The sequence below is a fragment of the Kitasatospora sp. NPDC002227 genome (assembly GCF_040296285.1).
Taxonomy (GTDB): domain Bacteria; phylum Actinomycetota; class Actinomycetes; order Streptomycetales; family Streptomycetaceae; genus Kitasatospora.
The window spans coordinates 36,492-59,199 of sequence record NZ_JBEOWY010000040.1 but is presented as its reverse complement, the minus strand read 5'-3'; the positions used below and the strand labels follow the sequence as shown (position 1 = coordinate 59,199).

Below are 22,708 nucleotides of genomic sequence, written 5' to 3'. Positions count from 1 at the left end.
GCGCGGGGGGGCTTCCAGGTCCGCCGCGAGGGCGATCCGCTCTACTCCCCAGGGTGGAGACAGCGGTACCGTCCGGGCATGAGCTGGCAGCGGTGGCAGACCGCGATGGAACAGGCCCTGTACGCCCCCGAGGGCGGCTTCTACCGCAGGCCGGAGGGCCCGGCGGGCCACTTCCGCACCTCCGTGCACGCCTCCGCCCGCTACGCCGCGGCGGTCGCCCGCCTCCTGCGCGAGGTGGACGAGGAGCTCGGGCGGCCCGAGGTGATCACCCTGGTCGACCTCGGGGCCGGGCGCGGAGAGCTGCTCACCGGGGTGCTGGCCGCCGCCGGCGACCTGGGCGGACGGCTGCGGCCGGTCGCCGTCGAGCTGGCCGAGCGCCCGGCCGGGCTGCCGGAGCAGGTGGTGTGGACGGACCAGGTGCCCGAGGGCGTCACCGGCCTGCTGTTCGCCAACGAGTGGCTGGACAACGTGCCGCTGGACGTCGCCGAGGTGGACGAGGACGGCGTGCTGCGGCAGGTCGAGGTCGGGCCGGACGGCGCCGAACGGCTGAGCCACCCGGTGGCCGGGGCGGCGGCGGAGTGGGCCGCCCGCTGGTGGCCGGCCGAGGAGCCCGGGGCGAGGGTCGAGCTCGGCCTGAGCCGGGACGCCGCCTGGCGCGGCGCTGTGGCCGGGCTTGAGCGCGGCCTGGCCGTGGCGGTGGACTACGCGCACTCGCGCGCCGACCGCCCGCTGTTCGGCACCCTGGCCGGCTTCCGGGCGGGGCGCGAGGTGCGGCCCGTGCCGGACGGCTCCTGCGACGTGACGGCGCACGTGGCGCTGGACTCGGCGGCGGCGCCCGGTCTCCACAGCCTGTGGACGACGCAGCGGACTGCCCTGCGGGCGCTCGGCGTGAGCGGGGAGCGGCCGCCGCTGGCCCTCGCCTCCACCGACCCGGCGGCGTACCTGCGGGCGCTGGGCGGCGCGGGGGAGGCGGCCGAGCTGACCGATCCGGCCGGGCTCGGCGGCTTCCAGTGGCTGACACAGACCGTCCGCATGTCGGTACCGCAGGCCCTGCGGGGGCTGCCGGGGTGGCAGACTCTCCCCTCATGAGCCTCATGCGGGAGACGACGGTCGGCATCGGCGCGGGCGCGGACAACTTCACGGGCGAGCTGGGCACCACCGACATGGTGCTCAACATCGGCCCGCAGCACCCGTCCACCCACGGTGTGCTCCGGCTCAAGCTGGTGCTCGACGGCGAGCGGATCGTGGCCGCCGAGCCGGTGGTGGGCTACATGCACCGGGGCGCCGAGAAGCTCTTCGAGGCCCGGGACTACCGGCAGATCATCATGCTGGCCAACCGGCACGACTGGCTCTCCGCCTTCGCCAACGAGCTGGGCGTGGTGCTCGCCGTCGAGCGGATGCTCGGCATGGAGGTGCCGGAGCGGGCCGTCTGGATCCGCACCATGCTGGCCGAGCTGAACCGGGTGCTCAACCACCTGATGTTCCTCGGCTCCTACCCGCTGGAGCTCGGCGGGATCACCCCGGTCTTCCACGCCTTCAACGGCCGCGAGGAGCTCCAGCACGTGCTGGAGGAGGCCTCCGGCGGCCGGATGCACTACATGTTCAACCGGGTGGGCGGCCTCAAGGAGGACCTCCCGGCCGGCTGGCTCGGCCGGGTCCGCGCCGCCGTCGCCACCGTCCGCGCCCAGCTGCCGGTCTTCGAGGACTTGGTGCTCGGCAACGAGATCTTCCGCGGCCGCACCGCCGGTGTCGGCGTGCTCTCCGCCGAGCACGTCCAGGCGTACGGGGTCAGCGGTCCGATCGCCCGGGCGAGCGGCGTCGACTTCGACCTGCGCCGGGACGAGCCGTACCTGGCGTACGGCTCGCCCGAGCTGCGCGAGGTGCTCACCGTGGTCACCCGCGAGGAGGGCGACTGCCTGGCCCGCTTCGAGTGCCTGATCGAGCAGACCGCCAACTCCCTCGACCTCGCCGACGCCTGCCTCGACAAGCTCGCCACCCTGGCCCCCGGCCCGGTCAACCTCCGCCTGCCCAAGGTCCTCAAGGCCCCCGAGGGCGCCACCTACGCCTGGACCGAGAACCCGCTCGGCATCAACGGCTACTACCTGGTCTCCCGCGGCGAGAAGACCCCCTGGCGCCTCAAGCTCCGCTCGGCCTCCTACAACAACATCCAGGCCCTGACCGAGCTGCTGCCCGGCACCCTGGTCGCCGACATGGTCGCCATCCTCGGCTCGATGTTCTTCGTCGTCGGCGACATCGACAAGTAGCCGCTCAGGCCTCGAAGCCGTCCGCCGGGTGCGGGGCGTGGGAGCGGTCGCTGCCGGTGGCCAGGCGCTGGGCGCAGAGGCCGGCGAGGACGGCGTAGCCCTCGGCGCCCATGAGTTCGGTGAGCTCGGGGCGGTAGGAGACGTAGACCGGGTCGGGGCCGTTGTGGGCCTCGGGGGAGCTGGTGCACCACCAGTGCAGGTCGTGGCCGCCGGGGCCCCAGCCGCGGCGGTCGTACTCGCCGATGGTGACCTGCAGGTAGCGGGTGTCGTCGGGGCGGTCGATCCAGTCGTAGGTGCGGCGGATCGGCAGCTGCCAGCAGACGTCCGGCTTGGTCTCCAGCGGCTCCTTGCCCTCGCGCAGGGCCAGCGAGTGCAGCGCGCAGCCCGCGCCGCCGGCGAAGCCCGGGCGGTTGAGGAAGAGGCAGGCGCCGTCCACCCGGCGGGTCTGGCGGTCACCGTCCTCGTCGAACATGGTGATGCCGCCGTCCAGCTTGATCCGGCCCTTGGCGTCGGTGCCGTGCTCGAACAGCTCCCAGTCGGCCGGGGTGAGGCGGGCCGCGTGCCCGGCCACCCGCTGCTCGTCCTCCTCGTCCGAGTAGTGCGCGCCCAGGGTGCAGCAGCCGTCCGACTCGCCGCGGCCCGGGCGGATGCCGTGGCAGCCCTTGCCGAAGATGCAGCCCCAGCGCGAGGTCAGCCAGGTGAGGTCGCAGCGGAAGACCTGCTCCTCGTCGGCCGGGTCGGCGAACTCCACCCAGGCCCGGGCGAAGTCCAGCCCCACCTCGGGGACGGGCAGGCCCGGCATGCCCAGGTCGACGGTGCTCTTCTTGGCCGTCTTCGCGGGCTTGGTGCCCTTGGCACCCTTGGTGCTCTTGCTGTTCTTCGACTTCTTCGGGGTCTCTGCTGCCACCCGGCAAGGGTATGGCCTGCGGGGCCCGGACACGGCGGCCCGTCTGCGCAGGTCGTGAAGCTGGCGTGAGAAAGCTGCCGCACCGCTGCGGAGGCCCGGGTACCGGGGCCTAGGATGGCGCCGCCGGACGGACGACAACGGGGGAGTGCGCGGATGACGGCGAGTGCGACGGGCAAGGGCGACGGTTTCGTCCTCAAGCCCTGGGAACTGCACGGTGAGGGCAAGGAGTTCGAGTCGGTCTCGAACGACTTCGCCCGCGCGGCGACGGCCCTCGAGCAGGGGCTGGCCAATCTCGGCACCCCGTGGGGCGCCGACCGGCCCGGCCACGGCTTCGGCACGGCCTGGACGGCCGCCCAGCCCCAACTGGTCGCCGGGATCAACGGACTGGCGAGCAAGCTCGGCACCGTCGGCTCCGGCCTGCACGCGATGGCCGACAGCGTGAGCGGCACCGAGGACGAGGTCACCACGAGCTTCGCCTCCTGACCCCTCGCTTCGCCCCGGGCGGTGCAACTGGCCCCGCCCGGAGCGCGTCTCGGCAGAGGACCGGCCGTTTCGCCCGGCCCCGCCGACACCCGTGCCCGAGGGGGCAGTGCACCGGGCTCCGCCGCCCTGGAGACACCCACCATCCGTCGAAAACCCGAAGGGGGACTCACGTGTCCCGGAGTTTGCCCGAGGACCTCGTCCCGGTGCTGGCGAAGACCGGCCACCACTGGCCCGAGGCCGACGAGGACGCGCTGCGCCAGGCCGCCGGTCTGTGGCGGGAGTTCGGCACCGAGGCCGAGCGGCTCGGCCGCCGCGGCAACGACTCCGCCCAGCGGGTGACCGGCGAGAACTCCGGCCGCGCGGTGGACGCCTTCGCCGATCACTGGCGGGCCTTCTCCGGCGGCGGCCGCGGCCACCTGGACGACGCCCAGGCGGCCGGTGAGCTGATCGCCAAGGCCTTCGACGAGGCCGCCGGGGCGGTCGAGCAGTGCAAGAGCGGGATCATCTCCGCGCTCACCCAGCTGGCCGAGCAGCTGAAGACCACCGAGGCGCTCGCCGACAAGGCCGGCAAGGCGCTCGGCGGCGGGGTGCTCGGCACGGTGGCCAAGGCCGTGACCGGCGTGGTCGCCGACGTCGGCGAGGCCGCCGAGACCGAGGGGGCCAAGCTCCTGATCGGCGGGCTGCTCGAAGAGCTCGGCCACCGCCTGGAGCACGGCCTCAAGAGCGCCCTCGGCGAGCCGCCGGTGGTCGCGCTGGAGCGGCTCGGCCAGAGCGAGTTGAAGCTGAACGCCCGGGCCGGCGACCTGCCCCGCGCGGCGGGCGGCGGCCAGCTCACCAGCCTGAAGAGCGGCGCGCCCGCCGTCGCCGGGATGAGCACCCTGCACGTCGCGCTGCGCCGGGACGGCACGGTGCGCACCGACGCCCACGGCCAGCCGGTGCTGCTCGACCAGGACGGCAAGCAGGTGGCCGCCGTACCCGGCATGACCATACCGCTGGGCAAGGACGGCAAGCCCGTGCTCGGCCCCGAGGGCCAGGTCGAGATGCTGGACCAGCGGGGCAACCAGGTGGTCGGCGTCGCGCTCGACAAGAGCGGCAAGCCGCTGACCGGCCAGGACGGCAAGCCGGTGCTGGTCGGCGCCGACGGCACGGTGGGCGGCACCGGCCTCGCGCTCGACCTCGTCGACGGGCGGCCGCTGCTCGGCAAGGACGGCAACCCGCAGCTCTTCGACTCCCACGGCAAGCCCGTTCAGCCGGACGCCACCACCTCGACCACCACGACCACCTCGGCCCCCGGCAGCACCCTGCCCGGTCTGGACGGCAAGCCCCGCTACGACCAGCACGGCGACCCGCTGCCGGTGACCGACCCGAGCGCCGGGCCGGCCGACCCGGACTCCACCCGGACGACGCCCGGCAACCCGCACCTGAAGGTCGGTCTCGGGCCCGTCCACGTCGACGTGTCGGCCCCGCTCTCGCCCTCCGCCGCCCCGCTGTCGGTGGACGTCTCCGCCGGTGACGGGGACTCCCAGGGCAACTACCAGGGCAACGGCAACGGCAACGGCTACGGCCACCGCGGCGGCGGCAACTCCCAGGGCAACGGCTACGGACACGGCGGCGGCTACAGCGGCGGCGGTGGCGGCTACGGCGGCGGTGGCGGCGGGGAGGACAGCACGCCCTACACGCCCCCGGCCCCGCTCGGCCCGCCCACCGTGCACACCGACTCGGTCGGCCTGGTCGCGCCGCCGCCCGCGGCCACCGCGCCGACGCCGGCCGGCGACCCGTGGGGCGCCGTCGACGCACCGGCCTCCGCCTCCGGCGGCTACCGCCCCGACCCGGGTGCTGGCCCGGGCGGCTCGGGTGGTCTGGGCGGCTTGGGCGGCGGGCTGAACGGCGGCCTCGGCGGCGGCTCGGTCGGCGGCTTCGGCGGCGGCCCGGTGAGCGGCATGCCGCCGGTCGGGGGCCCCATGGGTGGCGCGGGCCCGGTCGTGACACCGCCGGCCGGTGCCGGGCTCGGGCCGGTCGCGCCCACCGCGCCGCCGGTGGTGCCCGGAGCCGCCGGAGCACCGGGTGCGCCCGGTGGCGCGGTGCCGCTCGGCCCGGTGGCCGGCTCCGGCACGCCCGGCGCGGCCCCGGTGGGCAGCACCCAGACCGGTGCGCTGGTCAACATCCCCGTCCAGGACGCCCGGGCGGGCGCCGCCCGCACCCCGGTCGTGCCGGGCGGCCCGCACACCGGCCCGGCCCCGCTGCGCGGCTACGAGCAGGGTGACGTCCGGCGCCCCGCCGCGTGGACCGCCCCGGTCGAGCCCGGCCAGGTCTCGGCCGCCTACCTGGTGGTGAATGCCTACCGCCTGCCGGCCGCGATGCCCGCCGAGCCGCGCCGCCGCGCGGTGGAGAGCGACGGCCGCCCGTACGGCCTGCCCGGCGGGCTCGGACCGGTCGACCCCGCGCACCAGCGCGAGGTCGAGCGCCGGGTACCCCGGGCCGCCGACGGCGGCTACGCCACCCACCCGGACCCGCGGGCGGGCGACTGGGCCGAGGCGCTGAACGGCGGCGGCCCCCGGGAGAGCGGCCGGGCCAACACCAGCGTGGACCTCGCCCTCTCCGGCGTGCGGACCTTCGCCGGGCAGCCCACCTGCGCCGCGCCCCGGCTGCCGGACGGCCCGGCGGGCGAGCGCGGCGGGCGGGACCGGATCGAGCGCGAGCTCGGCACCCGCTTCCGCGACCTCGGCGACGGCGACGGTGCCTTCGAGCAGCTCGCGCTGGCGCTGCGGCGCTCCGGCTCGGGTGCGCAGGCGGTGCTGCTGACCCTGGACGAGTACGGCCGCTCGCACACCTGGAACGCGGTGCTCGCGGGCTCCGGCCTGACCTACCTCGACTTCCAGTCGGGCCGTCAGGGCGCCGCCCCGCTGCACCCCGCCGAGCAGGGCCTGTGGGCGATCGCGCTGGACGCCGACTCCCGCCCGCTCGACCTCGACGGCGTCCGCGCCCTCGCCGCGGTGGCCCCCGCCGCTCCCGCGGCGGCCCCCGAGGACCAGCCCGCCCCGCCGCGCTCGCGGCTGACCGCCCATCGCACCAGGAGCAAGCACCGATGACCACCCGCGAGCAGGCGCTGGACATCGCTCACCGTTGGATCAACGGCGAGCTGCCGCAGGAGGGGGCGCGTGCGGTCCGCAGTCACGAGTTCGAGCTCGGCTGGGTGGTGTGGCCCGAGCCGGCGGCGGTGCAGGTCGATCCGCTGACCGGCGGGCGGCGGGCGCCCGAGGAGATCGGGGCGGCCAGTGCGGTGGTGGACCGGGCGACCGGCGAGCTGAGCGTCTGGCCGTCCGCCCCGGTGGCCGAGATCGTCCGGCTCTACCGGGACAAGCTGGGCGCCGGCCGCTACGACCCGGCGCTGCCGCCGGTCACCGGCCCCGGGGCCCAGGTGCTGTTCGGCTACCTGGACGGTGCCGGCGAGCCGCAGACCCTCACCCTGCGCTCCGAGCCGGGCCGCCCGCACCCGGCCCTGCGCGGCTGGTGGCAGCTGCAGCAGCAGGGCGTCAAGGCCGAGCAGGTGCAGAGCGTGCACACCGACCTGCGGCTGCCGATGCTGCCCGGCAACTACACCGCCGCCGACCTGGCGGCCGAGCTGCCCGAGGCGCGGCTCAGCCACGGCCTGCTCTACGGCCCGCGGTTCGACCAGCGGGCCGAGGCCGTACGGCAGGTGAAGGCCGACCCGCGGCCGAACCGGGTGCCCTTCCCGCTCGCGGTGCCGCCCGCCCAGCCGGAGGGCGAGCAGCAGCTGGCCGCGCGGCTGGCGGCGCTGTTCGGCGCGGAGGGCCTGCGGCGGTTCGGCCCGGCCGAGGTGCTCGCGGCGGACCTGCCGGAGGGAGCGGCCGGGGTGCTCACCCGGGTCGGCCTGCCGGTCGAGGTGCCGCGCTTCTTCGCCGTGCACCACCCGCTGGCGGACGGGATCGCGGACGGCAGCAAGGTCGGCCCGGTGCTGCCCGAGGCCACCGCGCACCTCGCCGAGGGCGGTGGTGGAGGCCGGGCCACCCAGGCCGCGTGGTCCGCCCTGCTCGGCCACCACGTGATCGGCACCGACGGCTGGGCCCAGCTCACCGTGGACGCCGCCGCCGGCCGGCTGCACGCCGTCGACCCGCAGGACGCCACCGCCCGCTACGTCAACGCCGACCTCACCGCCTTCGTCCGCTGCCTGGCCCTGTTCGCCGAGCGCCTGCCCCGGCTGGCCGGCCTGCACCCGTACGCGGCCGGCCCGGCCGTGGCCGAACTCCAGTGGGGCCTGGCCGGGCTGGACCGTACGGTGTTCGCCGACCCGGAGAACTGGTGGGCCGTCATCGTCGAGCAGCTCTGGGACGGGCTGCTCTGACTCAGACCGACCATTCTCAGCGCAGCAGGTCGGTGAGCGCCTTCACCTTCGCCTCCTCCTGGTCCGTGTAGCCGAAGAACCAGGAGGCGGCGCTGAGCGCGATCCAGGAGCCGTCGGGGAAGGCCAGGTCGATCCGCCGGTTCCACCAGGAGCCAGGCGTGTCCGGGCGCAGGCGGTAGGAGCCGCGGGGGAGTTCGAAGACCGGCCGGGGGTCGCTCAGGCGGACCCGGCTGAAGGCCAGCAGGCGCTGGTCGGTCAGCACCAGGGTGAAGTCGCGGTGGTCGGGCGACAGCCGCGCGGGCGAGGTGCGGACAGCCAGCCAGAGCCGCCCGGCGGTGCTCCCCCGCCCGCCGTGCCAGGAGCCGCCGTGCAGCGGTCGGCGGACCGTCCGGTAGAACCGGCTCCAGGGGTAGAGGCCGTACTGGCGGTAGCGCCGGTCCAGGCCGAGCAGTTCGCGCACCCATGGGGGTATCGCGGCCGTCAGGACGGACCGGATGCCGTCCCAGAGCCAGCGGAACGGCATCAGCAGCACATCGCCCGCGAACCGCTCCGGGTCGAAGTACAGCGGCAGCAGCCGGTCCAGGGCGAGGTCGAAGCTGCCGAAAACGGTCTCGCCGTGGCGGAGTTGTTGGTTCACGTGCGGGTTCAGGGTGAATCTCCTAGTTCAGTGCGACCGAACTACCTTAGAGGGAAGCCCTTTGCCCGTCATCCAGTACGATGTGCTGCTTTCGACGGAACTGAAGAGTGGGAGCAACGCCCATGGGGGGCACGGGATTTCGGGTGCATACTGAAGCATTGGGGCGATATGCCTCGGTGGTGGGGGAGCAGAACGGGCAATTGTCACAAGCCCGTTCGGCAATAGCGGGCATATCACTCCCGGGGGGCGCATTCGGTCATCTGCCCAATGCCGGGCATCTGCACCAGATGTACGCCCAGCACGCCGAGGCCAATGTGCAGAATCTGGCGGATCTGGTGGAGGCGCTGGGGATGACGGGCGAAGGGCTGAGCGCCACCGTCGACAGCTACGGCCGGCACGACCAGCAGCTCGCCCAGGGGCTCGGGGGTGCGCAGTGAGCGAGGCCTACGCCTGGACCATGGCACCCTGTCCGCAGCCCACGGCGCCGCTGACCCCGGCTCAGAAGCCCTCCCACGGCGGGCTGACGGGCTGGCTGGACGGCAAGGTGGAGGCTGCGCTCAAGGCGAGCGGCCTGATGCACTACCTGGAGAAGGTCACCGGTGACCTCGACGCGCTGAACGCGGCCGCCGAGGAGTGGCAGGCCCAGGCGCGGGCCGTGCGGGCGGTCTCCGAGCAGCTGCGGGCCGAGGGCAACTCGGTGGCCGCGCAGTGGGAGGGCGACGCCTCCGACGCCTTCGGCCGGCACATGGGCGAGGTGGTCGAGGCGCTCGACTCCACCGCCGAGGGCATGGATCAGACCGCGCAGATCATCAACCAGGCGGCGACGATGTGCGCGCTCGCCGAGGGCATGGTGGTCGACATCATCAGCGAGGCGATCGAGGCGCTGGCCGCCTCGCTGGCGGCCGAGGCCGTGATCACCGTGCTGACCTTCGGCCTCGGCGCCATCGCGGGCGCGATGCTGGACGCCGTCGAGATCTCCGCCTTCATCGCCCGGGTCGCCAAGGTCTCCGAGGAGCTGGCGACCAGCCTGGAGAAGCTGGTCGAGGCGCTGAAGGAGCTGAACACCGCCGTCAAGGCCGTCCGCAGCCTGAAGGACGCCAAGGAGGCGCTGAGCGCCTTCAAGGAGGTGAAGACCGCCCTCAATGCCGTCCGGGACGTGGAGAAGGGCGGCGAGGGCCTGGGCAAGATCGCCAAGGATGCCAAGGAGGCCAAGTCCCTCGAGGGCGTCGGCGGCAAGCTGGCCGACCTCGCGGCCCGCAAGGCCGCGGGCAAGCTGGACGGCTACCTCACCGACCAGCTCACCAGCCACGTCGAGGACGGGGTCAAGCACACGCTCTTCGGCGACGCCGACGACGACCGCGTCTCCGCCGAGGGGCGGCTGCGCCGTGGCCCGAAGCCGCCGGAGGGCGAGGAGGACGAGCGGCCGACGGGGCTCGCCGGCGCGGTGAAGGACTCCGTGCTCGGGGTCGTCCAGGACACGCGCAGGGACCCGGCCGTGAAGCAGGCCGTCGAGGGCGAGATCGGCTACCGCCTCCAGGGCACGGTGGTCGGGGACGCGCTCGGTGACGAGGACCCGCAGCCGTACCGGGTGGACCGGTCCCGGATAGAGACGGCCTTCGGCTGATGAGCAACCCGATGCCCCCCGGCGACCCGTACGGCTCGCCGCAGTTCGGCCCGCCGTACCAGACCCCGCCACCGTCGGCGCCGCCGGAGAAGAAGCGGTTCTTCGGGAAGGGCTGCGGCTGCTTCGTCCTCCTGGGCGTCCTGGTGCTCGGGCTCGCCGGGTGGTCCGCCTACTCCTTCCTGTTCAAGGGCAGCAAGGGCCCGATCACCGGCAACTGCGTGCAGTACGACGCGGCCGGCCGCCACTTCCAGAAGGTGGTGAAGTGCTCCGCGCCGACCGCCAACGCGATCGTCCTGAAGCGGTTCGACGTGCTGCCGATCACCCGCAGCTGCCAGGGCGTGCCGGGCACCATCGGGCAGCACTCCGGCTCGTACCGTTCGGGCCACAAGCGCCGGGACTACCTGGTCTGCTTCGGTCCGCACACCCCCGGTAGGCCGTAGGGGCCGTCCGGACTCCGGCCGGCCTGGTGCCAGAATCGACGGGCTGGCCGGAGTACAAGGGTGTGATGGTTGTGATCGGGACGTTGCCGCCGGAGTGGTCGCTCGGGCGGGTCTTCACCGAGTGGCAGTTCGAGCCGGTGGTGACGGCGCTCGCGCTGCTCGGGCTCGGCGGGTACCTGGCCGGGCTCGGGCGGCTGCGGGCGCGCGGGCAGGCGTGGGCGCCGGGCCGGACGCTGGCGTTCGTGCTCGGGGTGGTGCTCTGGCTGTTCACCGTGAGCTCGGGGCTCGGGGTGTACGAGAAGCTGTTCTTCACCGACCGGGCCGTGCAGGCCGTGGTGCTGCTGATGGTGGTGCCGCTGCTGCTCGCGATGGGCGCGCCGGTGACGGTGCTGGCCGAGCTGGCCGGGGAACAGGGCCGGGAGCGGGTGCTCGCGGCGCTGCGCGGGCGGGTCTCCAAGGTGCTGATGTTCCCGCTGGTGTCGACGGTGGTGCTGGTGGTGCCGCCGTGGCTGCTCTACTTCACCGACTGGTACCGGCTCTCGCTCACCTCGGGCCTGTGGAACACCGTCTTCCACGTGTCCTTCGTGCTGTTCGGCCTGGCCTACTTCTGGCCCCGGCTGCAGCTCGACCCGGTCGGGCGGCACTACCACCCGATGGTCGGGGTGGTGATCACCGTGGTCGAGGTGATCTTCGACGCGGCGCTGGGCTTCGTGCTGGTCTTCGGCTCGCACCAGCTGGTGCCCGACTACTGGGCCCAGCTGGCCCGCCCCTGGGGGATGGGCCCGCAGCTGGACCAGCAGTGGGGCGGGGCCGTGCTCTGGGGCCTCGGCGACATCGCCGGGCTGCCGTTCATGGTCGCGCTGATCGTCCGGGTGATCCGCGAGGAGCGGGCCCGGACGGTGGAGGTCGACCGCGCCCTGGACGCCCAGGAGGCGGTCGCCGTACCCGTTCAGCAGGAGGAGCCGGAGAGCGACCGCCCCTGGTGGGAGACCGACCCCCGCTTCGCCGACCGCTACCGCCGCTGACTCAGCCCGTGGTCAGCGCCGGGCGGCGTTCGGACGGGGAGTCCAGGGCGTCCAGGCGGCGCAGGATGATGCCCTCGCGCAGGGCCCAGGGGCAGATGGTCAGTTCGTCGAGGCCGAAGAGGTCCATCGCGGCGTCGGCCACCAGCGCCCCGGCGAGCAGCTGTCTGGCCCTGCCCTCGGAGACCCCGGGGATGCGGGCCCGCTCGGCCACCGTCATGGCGGCCAGCCGCGGCACCCAGGCCCCCAGCCCGGCCCGGCTCAGCCGGCGCGGCACCAGCGGACCGGCCTCGGCACTGGCGGCGCCGGTCATCCGGGCCAGCTGCTTGAAGGTCTTGGAGGTGGCCACCGCGTGGTCGGGCGCCCCGAGCCGGGCGAACTCGCCGGCCACCTGCGCGATCTCGGCCCGGATGTAGCGCCGCAGCTCGCGGACGTCGTCCGGGTCCGCGACGTCCCCCGGCAGGCGGGCGGTGAGCCGCCCGGCGCCCAGCGGCAGCGAGCAGGCCACGTCCGGCTGCTCGTCGAGGCCGCAGGCGATCTCCAGCGAGCCGCCGCCGATGTCGAGGCCCAGCAGCCGCCCGGAGGACCAGCCGAACCAGCGGCGCGCGGCGAGGAAGGTCAGCCGGGCCTCGTCCTGCCCGGAGAGCACCCGCAGCTCGACCCCGGTCTCCTCGGCGACCCGCCGCAGCACGGCCTCGCCGTTGGCCGCCTCCCGGACGGCGGAGGTGGCGAAGGGCAGCAGGTCCACCACGCCCTTGTCCTCGGCCACCCGGATCGAGGAGGCGACCATGCCGACCAGCTTGCTCACCCCGCCCTCGGTGATCGCGCCGTCCGCGTCCAGCAGCTCGGCGAGCCGCAGCTCCGCCTTGTGCGAGTACGCGGGCAGCGGGGCAGCACCGGGGTGGGCGTCCACCACGAGGAAGTGGACGGTGTTGGAACCTACGTCGAGCACACCGAGTCGCATAACCGCCCACGCTACGCGATCCCCGGTTGCGGCCGGAGCCGCATGGGTAGCTCCCTGCCGACCTTTACGCCACCCTCGGGAGCAGCTTCATGACGATCAGCCACCGCACCGTCGGCACCGGCCCGCACAAGGTGATCGCCCTGCACGACTGGTTCGGCACCGCCGCCGGCTGGGGCGCGTTCCTCGACCACCTGGACGGCGAGCGGTTCAGCTACGCCTTCCTGGACTACCGGGGCTACGGCGAGCGGGCCGAGGTGGCCGGCGAGTTCACACTGGCCGAGATCGCCGCGGACGCGCTGGCGCTGGCCGACCAGCTGGGCTGGCAGCAGTTCTCGCTGATCGGCCACAGCATGGGCGGCAAGGCGGCGCAGCGGGTGCTGGCCGAGGCGCCGGAGCGGGTGCGCAAGCTGGTGGGGGTGGCGCCGGTGCCGGCCTCGGCGTACGTGCTCGAGGGCGAGGCGTACGGCCTGTTCCACGGCGCCGCGGCGCAGCCGGCCAACCGCAGGGCGATCCTCGACCTGGTCACCGGGCAGCGGGCCACCGGCGTCTGGCTGGACAGCATGACGGCGCAGTCGGTGGCCACCTCCCGCCCGGAGGCGGTCCAGGCCTACCTGGAGGACTGGACGACCCAGGACTTCGCCGACCGGATCGCCGGGGCCAAGCTCCCGGTCAAGGTCTTCGTCGGCGAGCACGACCTCGCGCTCACCCCCGAGGCGATGCAGGGCACCTGGCTCACCCACTACCCGGCCGCCGAGCTGGAGGTGCTGGCCAACTCCGGCCACTACCCGATGTACGAGATCCCGGTCGCCTTCGCCACCACCCTCGAAGCGTTCCTCGGCTCTTAGCCCGGCCGGGGGCCGCCCCGGCGCGGCTCGGGGACGGGGGCGGTTCTGACACCTACCGTGCACGGGGTCGTTAAGGGTGCGGTGGGCAGCGGGCCCGGCGCAACCGGCGTCGGCGTGTCCGGCGTCCGGGTTGGAAGGGGTGGCTGCCCCGGCCCGGGCGGCCGGGCCGACGGCTGCCGCCGCGTTCGTCGGCCGACCGGACAGGGGTAGTGACGTGAGTGACCAGCGGAGGAGTCAGGCCGCCCCGGCGCCCGCGCTCCGGCGCGAGCAGCGGGTGCCCGCGCCGGCCGGAGCGGCGCACGGCGGCCGGCCCGCGCCACACCCCGCGGGCCGTACCCCGGGCCGCCGCCCCCGCCCGCAGGCCCGCCGCCGGACCGGCCCGCCGGCCACCCTGCTGCTGCTCGGCCTGCCCCTGCTCGGGGCGGCCGTGGACGAGGCGACCGGCCCCGGGGTCGGCGGTGTCTTCGCCGTCTGCGCGGTGCTCGGCACGGGCGCCGCCACCGCAGTGGTGTCCCGCCCCGGCTGGTGGTGGGTGGTGCCGGCGGCCCCGCCGGTGGTGCTCGCCGTGACGGCGGTGGCCGAGCTGGTCGGCGACGCCGAGAAGTACCAGGGCGCCAAGGCGGTGGGCGCCGGCGCGATCGGCTGGGCCGTGGACGGCTTCCCGGTGATGCTCGCCGCGCTGGCCGCCGCCCTGCTCGTGGTGCTGTTCCGGCTGCGCCGGGCGGCCGTCCGCCGCGCCGTCAGCCGGCGCGGCGAGGACGGCCGCCGGGGCGAGGGGGCCCGCCGTGGCTGACCGACGCTCCCGCCGTGCCCCCGGCCTGCTGCTCGGCCGCGCCCTGGCCTGCACCGTCTCGGCCGCCGTGCTCGGAGCCAGCGGCTTCACCTGGTACGAGTACCACGCGCTGAACGACGGCCTGACCAAGTCCGGGGCGCTGAACGGCCTCAAGAAGGGCGCCCCGCCGCACCTGGACAACTCGGTCAACCTGCTGCTGATCGGCCTGGACAGCCGCAAGGACATGGACGGCAACGACCTGCCCTCGCAGGTGGTCTCCGAGGAGCTGCACGCGGGCTCCTCCAGCGACATCGGCGGCTACAACACCAACACCCTGATGGTGCTGCACATCCCCGCCAACGGCGGCAAGGTCACCGCGCTGTCCATCCCGCGCGACGACTACGTGCAGACCGTCGGCGCCGACGGCAGGATGCACAAGATCAAGGAGGCGTACGACATCGCCAAGTCGCGCGCCGAGGCCAAGCTCGGCGGCAAGGGGCTCTCCAAGGCCCAGCTGGAGCGGCAGAGCCGGGAGGCCGGGCGGGCGGCCACGCTGGCCACCGTGCAGCAGTTCCTGGGCATCCCGATCGACCACTTCGCCGAGGTCAACCTGATCGGCTTCTACGACATCGCCAAGGCGCTGGAGCCGATCCAGGTCTGCCTCAACCACGCGGTGAGCGACCCGATCGTGGCCCGCACCGCCACCCACGAAGGGGGCGGCACCGGGCTCAAGCTGCCCGCCGGGATCTCCAGCCTGAACGCCGCCGACGCGCTCTCCTTCGTCCGCCAGCGGCACAACCTGCCCGGCGGCGACCTCGACCGCACCCACCGGCAGCAGGCCTTCATCTCCTCCGTCGAGTACAAGCTCAAGCAGCAGGGCATCTTCGGTGACCTGGGCAAGCTGCAGTCGCTCTTCGACGTGGTGAAGAAGGACGTGGTGATAGACGACTCCTGGAACATCCTCGACTTCGCCCAGCAGGCGCCCAACCTCACCGGGGGCAACGTCGAGTTCAACACCCTGCCGATCACCGGCTTCAAGACGATCAACGGGGAGGACGTCAACACCGTCGACCCGGACCTGATCAAGCGGATCGTCCGCCAGCTGACCGGCCACGACCCGGCGCCCGCAGGCAGCGCCGCGCCCTCCTCGGCGCCCTCCTCGGCCGGCCCCTCGGCCGCTGCCGAGAGCGCCGGCTCCTCGCCCGAGCGGCTCAGCGGCACGGTCGACGTGTTCAACGGCTCCTCGGTCGCCCGCGCGGCCGGCACCGAGTCCAAGGCGCTCACCGCGCTCGGCCTGACCGAGGGCCGGATCGGCACCGCCACCACCCGCCCGAAGGCCACCACCGTCACGTACGGCAGCGGCGCCAAGGCCGCGGCGGAGGCGGTCGCGGCCCGCTACGGCACCACGGCCACCCCGCTGGGCAGCACGGCGGCCGGGCACGTCACCGTCACCCTCGGCGCCAACTACACCGCCCCCGGCGGCGCGGCCCCCTCCGCCTCGGGCGGTCCGGACGGGCCCGGGCAGTCCTCGGACTCGCTGCCGATGCAGGGCCCGGCCGTCAAGGCGGGCGGTATCCCCTGCGTCAACTGACCCCCTTTGACAGAGTGACCGGGGTCGGGCGGGTGCGGTCCCATTCGGCCGGAGGGCCGCATACGCTGTTTCCCGTGGCGGAACCAGCGGACGAGGACAGGTCGCGGGAAGCCCGTGGCGCCGAGGAGCAGCCGCGGGCGGCCCGCCGGCGCCGGGCCGCCGCGCAGGGCGACGGCGGCCCGGAGGCCGAGCCCAAGCGGGCGGCCAAGGCCGTGAAGGCCGTGAAGGCGGCCCGCGCCGCCACCGCCGTGAAGTCCGCCAAGGCCGTGAAGTCGGCGAAGACCTCGCAGGCCGTCCAGGCGGTCAAGGCCGTCAAGCGCGCTCGGGCCGCCAAGGCGGCGCCGCTGCTGCGCACCACCGACCGGCTCGTCCTGCCGCCGCACCCCGAACTGCACGTGCCCGACACCAAGGTGCTGCTCTCCACCGCCTCCGTCTACCCGGAGAACACCGTCACCGCCTTCGAACTGGCCGCCAGGCTCGGCTACGACGGGGTCGAGGTGATGGTCTGGAACGACCCGGTCAGCCAGGACATCGAGGCGCTGCGCCGCCTGGCCGACGCGCACCGGATGCCGATCCACGCCGTGCACGCCCCCTGCCTGCTGATCACCCAGCGGGTCTGGACCACCGACCCGTGGACCAAGCTGGTCCGGGCCCGGGCGGCGGCGGAGAAGCTGGGCGCCGACACGGTGGTGGTGCACCCGCCGTTCCGCTGGCAGCGCGGTTACGCCCGGGAGTTCGTCGAGGGCATCGGCCGGATGGCGGGCGAGACCGACGTCCGCTTCGCCGTCGAGAACATGTACCCCTGGCGCTACCGGGACCGCGAGATGCTCGCCTACGCCCCCGGCTGGGACGTCACGGAGGAGGACTACCGGCACTTCACCATCGACCTCTCGCACGCCGCCACCTCCCGGGTGGACGCCCTCGGCATGGTCGACCGGATGGGGGAGCGCCTGGCCCACATCCACCTGGCCGACGGCCTCGGCTCCGGCAAGGACGAGCACCTGATCCCCGGCCGGGGCAGCCAGCCCTGCGCCGAGCTCCTGGAGCAGCTCGCCCGGACGGGCTTCGGCGGCCACGTGGTGCTCGAGGTCAACACCCGGCGCGCCACCTCCCCCGCCGAACGCGAGGCCGATCTGGCCGAGGCCCTCGCCTTCACCCGCCTGCACCTCGCCACCCCGGCCCGCCGGCGCTGAGCCCGCTGGCTAGGCTGGTCGTACACCGTTCCTTGGGGGAGAACATGACGGACGTCCACCAGCAGCACGCCGAGTCCTTCGGCGCCGTCGCCGCCGAGTACGACGCGGCCCGGCCCTCCTACCCCGACGCGCTGTTCGAGGAGATCGAGCGGCTCACCGGGCGGCCGCTCAAGGACGCCGACGTGCTGGACGTCGGCGCGGGCACCGGTATCGCCACCCGCCTGCTGACCGCGCGCGGCGCCCGGGTGATCGCCGTCGAGCCCAGCCAGGGCATGGCCGACCAGCTGCGCGCCGTCACCCCCGGCTTCCCGGTGGTCAAGGCCGGCGGTGACGAGCTGCCCTTCCACGACGGTTCGGCCGACCTGGTCACGTATGCCCAGGCCTTCCACTGGACCGATCCGGCGAAGTCGGTCCCCGAGGCGGTCCGGGTGCTGCGCCCCGGCGGTTCGCTGGCCCTGTGGTGGAACCTCAAGGACCGTGAGGCGGCGCCCTGGCTCCAGGAGCAGGAGGACCGCTTCGCGGCCACCCTGCCCTCGTACCACTACTACGGCACGATGAACGCCGTCACCGAGCCGCTCGACGCCTACGAGCTGACCACCGCCACCGCGGTGCTGCACTGGGAGCGCACCGTCACGGTGGACAGCGCGATCACCGATCTGCGGTCCAAGTCCTACTTCGCCGTGGTCGAGCCCGAGGCGCGGGAGCGGCTGCTGGAGCACGAGCGGGCCGTCCTGCTCGGGCTCTTCCCGGACGGGCGGATCGTCGAGCCGTACCGCCTGGACCTCACCGTGGCCACCAAGGGGTGACCGCATGCCGGACGGCGCGTCCGCCGGGTGGACGGCGGGCGTAGGCTCGTCAGACCCACGGCTGTCGACAGCCGCCACCGAAGGAGTGGAGTCACAGTGCCCGAGCTGAAGTCCCGTACGGTCACCCACGGTCGCAACATGGCAGGCGCCCGGGCGCTCCTCCGGGCCGCCGGCGTAGCCCGCGAGGACTTCGGCAAGCCGATCATCGCGGTCGCCAACTCCTTCACCGAGTTCGTCCCCGGGCACACCCACCTCCAGCCGGTCGGCCGGATCGTCTCCGAGGCGATCAAGGAGGCGGGCGGCATCCCCCGCGAGTTCAACACCATCGCGGTGGACGACGGCATCGCCATGGGCCACCACGGCATGCTCTACTCGCTGCCCTCGCGCGACCTGATCGCCGACTCGGTCGAGTACATGGTCAGCGCCCACTGCGCCGACGCGCTGGTCTGCATCTCCAACTGCGACAAGATCACCCCCGGCATGCTGATGGCCGCGCTGCGCCTCAACATCCCGGTGGTCTTCGTCTCCGGCGGCCCGATGGAGGCCGGCCAGGCCACCCTGGTCGACGGCACGGTGCGCAAGCTCGACCTGGTCAACGCGATCTCCGACGCCGTGAACGAGAACGTCTCGGACGCGGACATCGCGATCATCGAGGAGAACGCCTGCCCGACCTGCGGCTCCTGCTCGGGCATGTTCACCGCGAACTCGATGAACTGCCTGGCCGAGGCGATCGGCCTGGCCCTGCCCGGCAACGGCTCGGTGCTGGCCACCCACACCGCCCGCAAGGCCCTCTACGAGGACGCCGGGCGCACCATCGTGGAGATCACCAAGCGCCACTACTTCGAGGACGACGCCTCGGTGCTCCCGCGCGCGATCGCCACCCGGGCCGCGTTCGAGAACGCGATGGCCCTGGACATCGCGATGGGCGGCTCGACCAACACCATCCTGCACCTGCTCGCCGCCGCCCAGGAGGCCGAGCTGGACTTCGACATGCGGGCCATCGACGCCATCTCGCGCCGGGTGCCCTGCCTGTCCAAGGTCGCCCCCAACGGCAGCTACTACATGGAAGACGTCCACCGGGCCGGCGGCATCCCCGCCATCCTCGGTGAGCTGCACCGCGGCGGGCTGCTCAACAAGGACGTCCACACCGTGCACTCGCCCTCGCTGGAGCAGTGGCTGGGGGACTGGGACATCCGCGGCGGCGCCGCCACCGAGGAGGCCGTCGAGCTCTTCCACGCCGCCCCGGGCTGCGTGCGCTCGGCGACCGCGTTCTCGCAGTCGGAGCGCTGGGAGTCGCTGGACACCGACGCGGCCGGCGGCTGCATCCGCTCGGTGGAGCACGCGTACTCGGTCGAGGGCGGCCTCGCCGTGCTGTACGGGAACCTCGCCGAGGACGGCTGCATCGTCAAGACCGCCGGGGTGGACGAGTCGATCTGGACCTTCAGCGGCCCGGCCGTCGTGCTGGAGTCCCAGGAGGACGCCGTCGACGCGATCCTGACCAAGCGGGTCAAGGAGGGCGACGTGGTCGTCATCCGCTACGAGGGCCCCAAGGGCGGACCCGGCATGCAGGAGATGCTCTACCCGACCTCCTTCCTCAAGGGCCGCGGCCTCGGCAAGGCCTGCGCGCTGATCACCGACGGCCGCTTCTCCGGCGGCACCTCGGGCCTGTCCATCGGCCACGCCTCCCCGGAGGCCGCCTCCGGCGGCACCATCGCCCTGGTCGAGGACGGCGACATCATCGCCATCGACATCCCCGCCCGGACGGTGGAGCTCAAGGTCTCCTTCGAGGAGCTCCACGAGCGCCGCCTCAAGCTGGAGGCGGGCACCGGCTACCGGCCCAAGGACCGCGTCCGCCCGGTCAGCGCAGCGCTTCGGGCCTACGCCGCCATGGCCACCTCCGCCGACAAGGGCGCGGTGCGGGACGTCAGCCGTCTGGGCTGACCTGCGGTTGCACTACTTAGGGGCGCGCAGTTCCCCGCGCCCCTAAGTAGTGCAAGTGAGCCACCGCGTAATAATCGGAACCGTGACCGAGCAGCAGAGCGCCCGCAAGACCTCCCCCGCCCCCGAGCCGATCCGCTGGTTCGGCACCAGCTGGGTCGAGCGCGGCGGTGACTACCGGCTGCGGCGGGTGCTGGTGCCGGTCGGCGCCCTGCTCGCGGCCGCCGCCGTGGCCGTGGTGCTGAAGTTCGGCGTCGACGGGGTGCGGATGTCCGACGCCGGCGGGTTCGTCTACGGGCTGCTGGTCGCGGCGATCGCCGTCTGCTCCTGCCTGGCGGCGCTGCGGATGTGGAAGCTGCTCACCGAGGGCCGGGAGAACCTGACCGGCTGGATGGCCGAGGAGAAGTCCCTCGGCGCGCTCTTCGCCATCGGCTGCGTCGGCTCCCTGCTCGCCTACTTCCTCCGCAGCCTGGTCGAGGCCCCGGGCGAGGCGGTCAAGCGGGCGAGCTACGACCAGGCCGTCCAGGCGTACGAGCGCCGCCAGGCGGGCCGCACCGGCCGCCCGGACCGGAAGCGGAAGGCCTGAGGCAGGGCGTCAGACCCGCGAGGCGGTGCCGCAGGTCGGGTTCGGGTCCGGGGTGAGCGGCTTGGTGTGGTCGTACGGGTCGGACGGGGTGCCGGTGGCCGTCGGCATCGAGTCGCCGAAGCTGTACTTGGGGAAGTCCGGGTGCAGGAAGCCGTCGTCGTCGTTGCAGGCGGCGCCCGCGCTGTCGCTGTTGGACTGCGCCTGGTAGAGCTTCTCCGGGTCCACCCGGTAGTGCGCGGGGTCGTAGAAGCGGAAGTCGATGGCGCGCCGCTCGATCACCCGGGTGGTCCAGGTGGAGCCGCTCGGGTGCGAGTCGGTGCTCGGCCGGACCGGGTAGACGTACGTGTAGTCGGTGTGGACGAGCAGCCCGTTCGCCCCGTCACCCTCGATCTTCGTCCAGCCCTGGACCTTCACCGTCGACCCGACCAGCACCCCTTCCTTCGGGGCTATCCGGGTGACCCAGCCGAGTGGGTTGAGCTCCTTGGTCGGCTTGCCCAGCGCGTTCTCCAGGTGGGCCCGCCCCTGGTCGTCCATCACGTCGAGGGCGGCCTGCGGGGAGCCGCCGGCGAGTGCGGCCGGATCGAGGTTGGTGGCGACCAGGTAGTCCTTGACCCGCTGGAGGCGTGCGGTGACCTCGTCCGCGTCGAAGGCGCCGATCGCCTTGGCCTGCGGCAGCACGATCGCTGCCGCGCCGACCGGCCAGTCGGCGGCGGGGGAGCCCGTCCAGGGGTGGTCCACGGTGGGCTGGCCTTCCGGGACGTCGGACGGGGCGGCTGTCGGCGCCGCCGTCTCGGGGGCGACGGTGTGCGAGGGCTTCGGGCCGGGCTTGGCGGCAACCGTGCTGGTGGTGTCGTCCTGCGCGCCGAAGCGGTCCGCGTACCAGTCGTGCAGCCGACTCGTGTTGAGTGCGGCCAGCACGACGGCGGCGGCGAGCACCACGTACAGCGGCGTCTGCCAGTTCCGCTTCCGCCTGCCCCACGGGCTCACCACCTTTGCCCGGCGGCCGAACCGGCGGCGCCGGATCTCGGTCGGCGAACGCCAGGCCGTGTCCTGCGGGGGCTCCTTCTTCCAGCGAGCTCCGAGCATCCGGGCACGGGCGGACTGCTCCTTGACGGAGGCGGCCCGGACGAAGTCCTCGTCGAGGACGAGGCTGTCGAACGGGTCCTCGGCGGGGCGCTGGTCTGGGTCTTCGGTGGTCGGCACGCGGTCAGTATGCAGAGGTGCGCAGACACCGTGGCAGGTGGGTGGGAGAGCTGGGCGGCCATCGTGATCGTTCTGTGGTGGTAGCGCCCGGTTCGCGCCTCAGATCAGCTTGGGGACGGCCGTGGCGGTCGGGGTCGCGGGCCCGTCGGCCGGTGCGGACGGGGTGGTGACCACCGTGCTGGGGGCCGGCGTCGGGGCGGGCTTCGCGGTGCCGCCCAGCTGCAGGCCGAGGACGGCCATGGCGCAGACGGCGAGCACGATCAGCACTGTCTTCCAGTGCCGGCCGAGCCGGTCGCCCAGGCGGCGGGAGGGGCCGGGCGGCTGGGGGGCCGGGTGGCCGTGCGGCGGCACGGGCTCCGGAGGCTCCCGCTTCCACTTCGCGGCGAGCATCCGGGCGCGGCCGGACTGCTCCTTGACGGTCGCGGCGCGGACGAAGTCCTCGTCCAGCACGAGGCCGTCGAAGGGGTCGGGCTCGGGGCGGGCGTCTGGGTCATCGGCGATCGGCACGCCGCCAGTATGCAGATCACTCCGGCCCGAACGGGAGTGAAGGCAGCAGAATGCGGAGGCCCGGTGAGCAATGCGTACCGGTACCTCCGCTTTCCGCCCCGGGCCCTACCCCGCCTTGCGGGCCTGCTTGACCGAGCCGACCACGCCGGCGATCACCAGCAGCAGGCCGGCCGGGAGCAGCGAGGCGAAGACCGCCCCGAACAGGCCCCAGCTGCCCAGCAGGGTCAGCGCCAGCGTGTTGAGCACCAGCAGCGCCCCGGCGGCCGGCAGCGCCGACTCCCAGGGGTGCTGCTCGGCCCAGCGGTGCAGCCGCCGGTCGCCGCTCTCCCGCACCCGGCCGCCGACGGTGCCGACCAGGAAGAAGAAGAACAGCGCCAGCCCGACCGGCCCCGCCAGGATGTCCGTCGACCAGTGCCCGGTGATCAGGTCGATCCCGAGCGCCGCCCCGCCGACCACCGCGCCGACCCCGGCCGCCGTCTTCCAGGGCCCGAGCGTCGCCGATGCGACGGCGAGCTGCCTGCTCTCACTCCGCGACAAATCTCCGTGTCCCATGCCTTCCACGG

At 73.9% G+C, this 22,708-nt stretch carries 22 protein-coding genes; 16 read left to right on the top strand and 6 right to left on the bottom strand.

Annotated features, from left to right (window positions below; all coding sequences use genetic code 11):
• The first annotated feature begins 78 nt into the window (after positions 1–78).
• Positions 79–1,089 (top strand): SAM-dependent methyltransferase, encoded by a 1,011-nt coding sequence (locus ABT095_RS28280; RefSeq protein ID WP_350532361.1) that lies wholly within the window; start codon positions 79–81, stop codon positions 1,087–1,089.
• Between the two features lie 5 nt (positions 1,090–1,094).
• Positions 1,095–2,264, top strand: coding sequence for an NADH-quinone oxidoreductase subunit D (locus ABT095_RS28275; protein ID WP_350532376.1), 1,170 nt, complete (start codon positions 1,095–1,097; stop codon positions 2,262–2,264).
• Positions 2,265–2,268: 4 nt separating this feature from the next.
• On the opposite strand, the gene ABT095_RS28270 is transcribed toward ABT095_RS28275, so the two are convergent.
• Positions 2,269–3,171 carry a DUF3109 family protein gene (locus ABT095_RS28270; protein ID WP_350532360.1) on the bottom strand — a complete coding sequence of 301 codons (903 nt, stop codon included), beginning with the start codon at positions 3,169–3,171 and terminating at the stop codon, positions 2,269–2,271.
• 153 nt (positions 3,172–3,324) lie between these two features.
• Here ABT095_RS28270 and ABT095_RS28265 point away from each other — a divergent pair, with 153 nt between their 5' ends.
• The 3 genes from ABT095_RS28265 (at position 3,325) to ABT095_RS28255 (ending at position 8,017) form a co-directional block, all read left to right on the top strand.
• Entirely contained in the window at positions 3,325–3,654 is a 330-nt protein-coding gene (locus tag ABT095_RS28265) for a hypothetical protein (protein WP_350532359.1), read from the top strand.
• A gap of 170 nt (positions 3,655–3,824) precedes the next feature.
• Positions 3,825–6,743, top strand: a complete 2,919-nt coding sequence (locus ABT095_RS28260; RefSeq protein WP_350532358.1) for a toxin glutamine deamidase domain-containing protein — start codon at positions 3,825–3,827, stop codon at positions 6,741–6,743.
• Positions 6,740–8,017 (top strand): SUKH-4 family immunity protein, encoded by a 1,278-nt coding sequence (locus ABT095_RS28255; protein WP_350532357.1) that lies wholly within the window; start codon positions 6,740–6,742, stop codon positions 8,015–8,017. Before ABT095_RS28260 ends, ABT095_RS28255 begins: the two co-directional genes overlap by 4 nt.
• 16 nt (positions 8,018–8,033) lie before the next feature.
• Here the strand turns inward: ABT095_RS28255 and ABT095_RS28250 are convergent, their stop codons facing one another.
• Positions 8,034–8,654 carry a hypothetical protein gene (locus ABT095_RS28250; RefSeq protein WP_350532356.1) on the bottom strand — a complete coding sequence of 207 codons (621 nt, stop codon included), beginning with the start codon at positions 8,652–8,654 and terminating at the stop codon, positions 8,034–8,036.
• 122 nt (positions 8,655–8,776) lie between these two features.
• On the opposite strand from ABT095_RS28250, the gene ABT095_RS38895 reads away from it, so the two are divergent.
• The 4 genes from ABT095_RS38895 (at position 8,777) to ABT095_RS28230 (ending at position 11,743) form a co-directional block, all read left to right on the top strand.
• The gene (locus tag ABT095_RS38895; protein WP_502885031.1) at positions 8,777–9,091 is read left to right on the top strand and encodes a DUF2563 family protein; all 315 of its coding nucleotides are present in this window, start codon (positions 8,777–8,779) and stop codon (positions 9,089–9,091) included.
• 20 nt (positions 9,092–9,111) lie between these two features.
• The gene (locus tag ABT095_RS28240; protein ID WP_350532354.1) at positions 9,112–10,278 is read left to right on the top strand and encodes a WXG100 family type VII secretion target; all 1,167 of its coding nucleotides are present in this window, start codon (positions 9,112–9,114) and stop codon (positions 10,276–10,278) included.
• Entirely contained in the window at positions 10,278–10,718 is a 441-nt protein-coding gene (locus ABT095_RS28235; RefSeq protein WP_350532353.1) for a hypothetical protein, read from the top strand. The genes ABT095_RS28240 and ABT095_RS28235 overlap by 1 nt, the downstream gene beginning before the upstream one ends.
• 71 nt (positions 10,719–10,789) lie before the next feature.
• A complete protein-coding gene (locus tag ABT095_RS28230) occupies positions 10,790–11,743 on the top strand; it encodes a cytochrome c oxidase assembly protein (RefSeq protein WP_350532352.1) in 954 nt (317 codons plus the stop codon).
• A gap of 1 nt (position 11,744) precedes the next feature.
• On the opposite strand, the gene ABT095_RS28225 is transcribed toward ABT095_RS28230, so the two are convergent.
• The gene (locus ABT095_RS28225; protein ID WP_350532351.1) at positions 11,745–12,704 is read right to left on the bottom strand and encodes a Ppx/GppA family phosphatase; all 960 of its coding nucleotides are present in this window, start codon (positions 12,702–12,704) and stop codon (positions 11,745–11,747) included.
• A gap of 89 nt (positions 12,705–12,793) precedes the next feature.
• Between ABT095_RS28225 and ABT095_RS28220 the strand changes: the two genes are divergently transcribed.
• The 7 genes from ABT095_RS28220 to ABT095_RS28190 all read left to right on the top strand — a co-directional run bounded on the left by ABT095_RS28220 (position 12,794) and on the right by ABT095_RS28190 (position 20,435).
• Entirely contained in the window at positions 12,794–13,549 is a 756-nt protein-coding gene (locus tag ABT095_RS28220) for an alpha/beta fold hydrolase (protein ID WP_350532350.1), read from the top strand.
• 214 nt (positions 13,550–13,763) lie between these two features.
• Positions 13,764–14,342: a DUF6542 domain-containing protein gene (locus ABT095_RS28215; protein ID WP_350532349.1), complete on the top strand. Its 579-nt coding sequence runs from the start codon at positions 13,764–13,766 to the stop codon at positions 14,340–14,342.
• A complete protein-coding gene (locus ABT095_RS28210) occupies positions 14,335–15,912 on the top strand; it encodes an LCP family protein (RefSeq protein WP_350532348.1) in 1,578 nt (525 codons plus the stop codon). The genes ABT095_RS28215 and ABT095_RS28210 overlap by 8 nt, the downstream gene beginning before the upstream one ends.
• Before the next feature lie 389 nt (positions 15,913–16,301).
• Positions 16,302–17,105, top strand: coding sequence for a sugar phosphate isomerase/epimerase family protein (locus ABT095_RS28205; protein ID WP_350532375.1), 804 nt, complete (start codon positions 16,302–16,304; stop codon positions 17,103–17,105).
• A 44-nt stretch (positions 17,106–17,149) separates the two neighbouring features.
• Positions 17,150–17,911, top strand: a complete 762-nt coding sequence (locus tag ABT095_RS28200) for a class I SAM-dependent methyltransferase (protein WP_350532347.1) — start codon at positions 17,150–17,152, stop codon at positions 17,909–17,911.
• 96 nt (positions 17,912–18,007) lie between these two features.
• Complete coding sequence (ilvD, locus tag ABT095_RS28195; protein WP_350532346.1) at positions 18,008–19,852, top strand: dihydroxy-acid dehydratase; 1,845 nt, start codon at positions 18,008–18,010, stop codon at positions 19,850–19,852.
• Positions 19,853–19,934: 82 nt separating this feature from the next.
• On the top strand, positions 19,935–20,435 hold the full coding sequence (locus tag ABT095_RS28190; RefSeq protein WP_350532345.1) for a hypothetical protein: 501 nt from the start codon (positions 19,935–19,937) through the stop codon (positions 20,433–20,435).
• 9 nt (positions 20,436–20,444) lie between these two features.
• Here the strand turns inward: ABT095_RS28190 and ABT095_RS28185 are convergent, their stop codons facing one another.
• The 3 genes from ABT095_RS28185 to ABT095_RS28175 form a co-directional block, all read right to left on the bottom strand.
• Positions 20,445–21,638, bottom strand: a complete 1,194-nt coding sequence (locus ABT095_RS28185; RefSeq protein ID WP_350532344.1) for an SCO2583/SCO2584 N-terminal domain-containing protein — start codon at positions 21,636–21,638, stop codon at positions 20,445–20,447.
• 99 nt (positions 21,639–21,737) lie between these two features.
• Positions 21,738–22,145 carry an SCO2583/SCO2584 N-terminal domain-containing protein gene (locus tag ABT095_RS28180; protein WP_350532343.1) on the bottom strand — a complete coding sequence of 136 codons (408 nt, stop codon included), beginning with the start codon at positions 22,143–22,145 and terminating at the stop codon, positions 21,738–21,740.
• A 105-nt stretch (positions 22,146–22,250) separates the two neighbouring features.
• Complete coding sequence (locus ABT095_RS28175; RefSeq protein WP_350532342.1) at positions 22,251–22,697, bottom strand: hypothetical protein; 447 nt, start codon at positions 22,695–22,697, stop codon at positions 22,251–22,253.
• Positions 22,698–22,708: the final 11 nt, after the last annotated feature.

Coding starts and splice junctions, on each gene's coding strand:
- ABT095_RS28220 (WP_350532350.1), top strand. CDS start 12,794: ATGACGATCAGCCACCGCACCGTCGGCACCGGCCCGCACAAGGTGATC.
- ABT095_RS28225 (WP_350532351.1), bottom strand. CDS start 12,704: ATGCGACTCGGTGTGCTCGACGTAGGTTCCAACACCGTCCACTTCCTC.
- ABT095_RS28275 (WP_350532376.1), top strand. CDS start 1,095: ATGCGGGAGACGACGGTCGGCATCGGCGCGGGCGCGGACAACTTCACG.
- ABT095_RS28200 (WP_350532347.1), top strand. CDS start 17,150: ATGACGGACGTCCACCAGCAGCACGCCGAGTCCTTCGGCGCCGTCGCC.
- ABT095_RS28175 (WP_350532342.1), bottom strand. CDS start 22,697: ATGGGACACGGAGATTTGTCGCGGAGTGAGAGCAGGCAGCTCGCCGTC.
- ABT095_RS28255 (WP_350532357.1), top strand. CDS start 6,740: ATGACCACCCGCGAGCAGGCGCTGGACATCGCTCACCGTTGGATCAAC.
- ABT095_RS28240 (WP_350532354.1), top strand. CDS start 9,112: ATGGCACCCTGTCCGCAGCCCACGGCGCCGCTGACCCCGGCTCAGAAG.
- ABT095_RS28280 (WP_350532361.1), top strand. CDS start 79: ATGAGCTGGCAGCGGTGGCAGACCGCGATGGAACAGGCCCTGTACGCC.
- ABT095_RS28235 (WP_350532353.1), top strand. CDS start 10,278: ATGAGCAACCCGATGCCCCCCGGCGACCCGTACGGCTCGCCGCAGTTC.
- ABT095_RS28265 (WP_350532359.1), top strand. CDS start 3,325: ATGACGGCGAGTGCGACGGGCAAGGGCGACGGTTTCGTCCTCAAGCCC.
- ABT095_RS38895 (WP_502885031.1), top strand. CDS start 8,777: ATGGGGGGCACGGGATTTCGGGTGCATACTGAAGCATTGGGGCGATAT.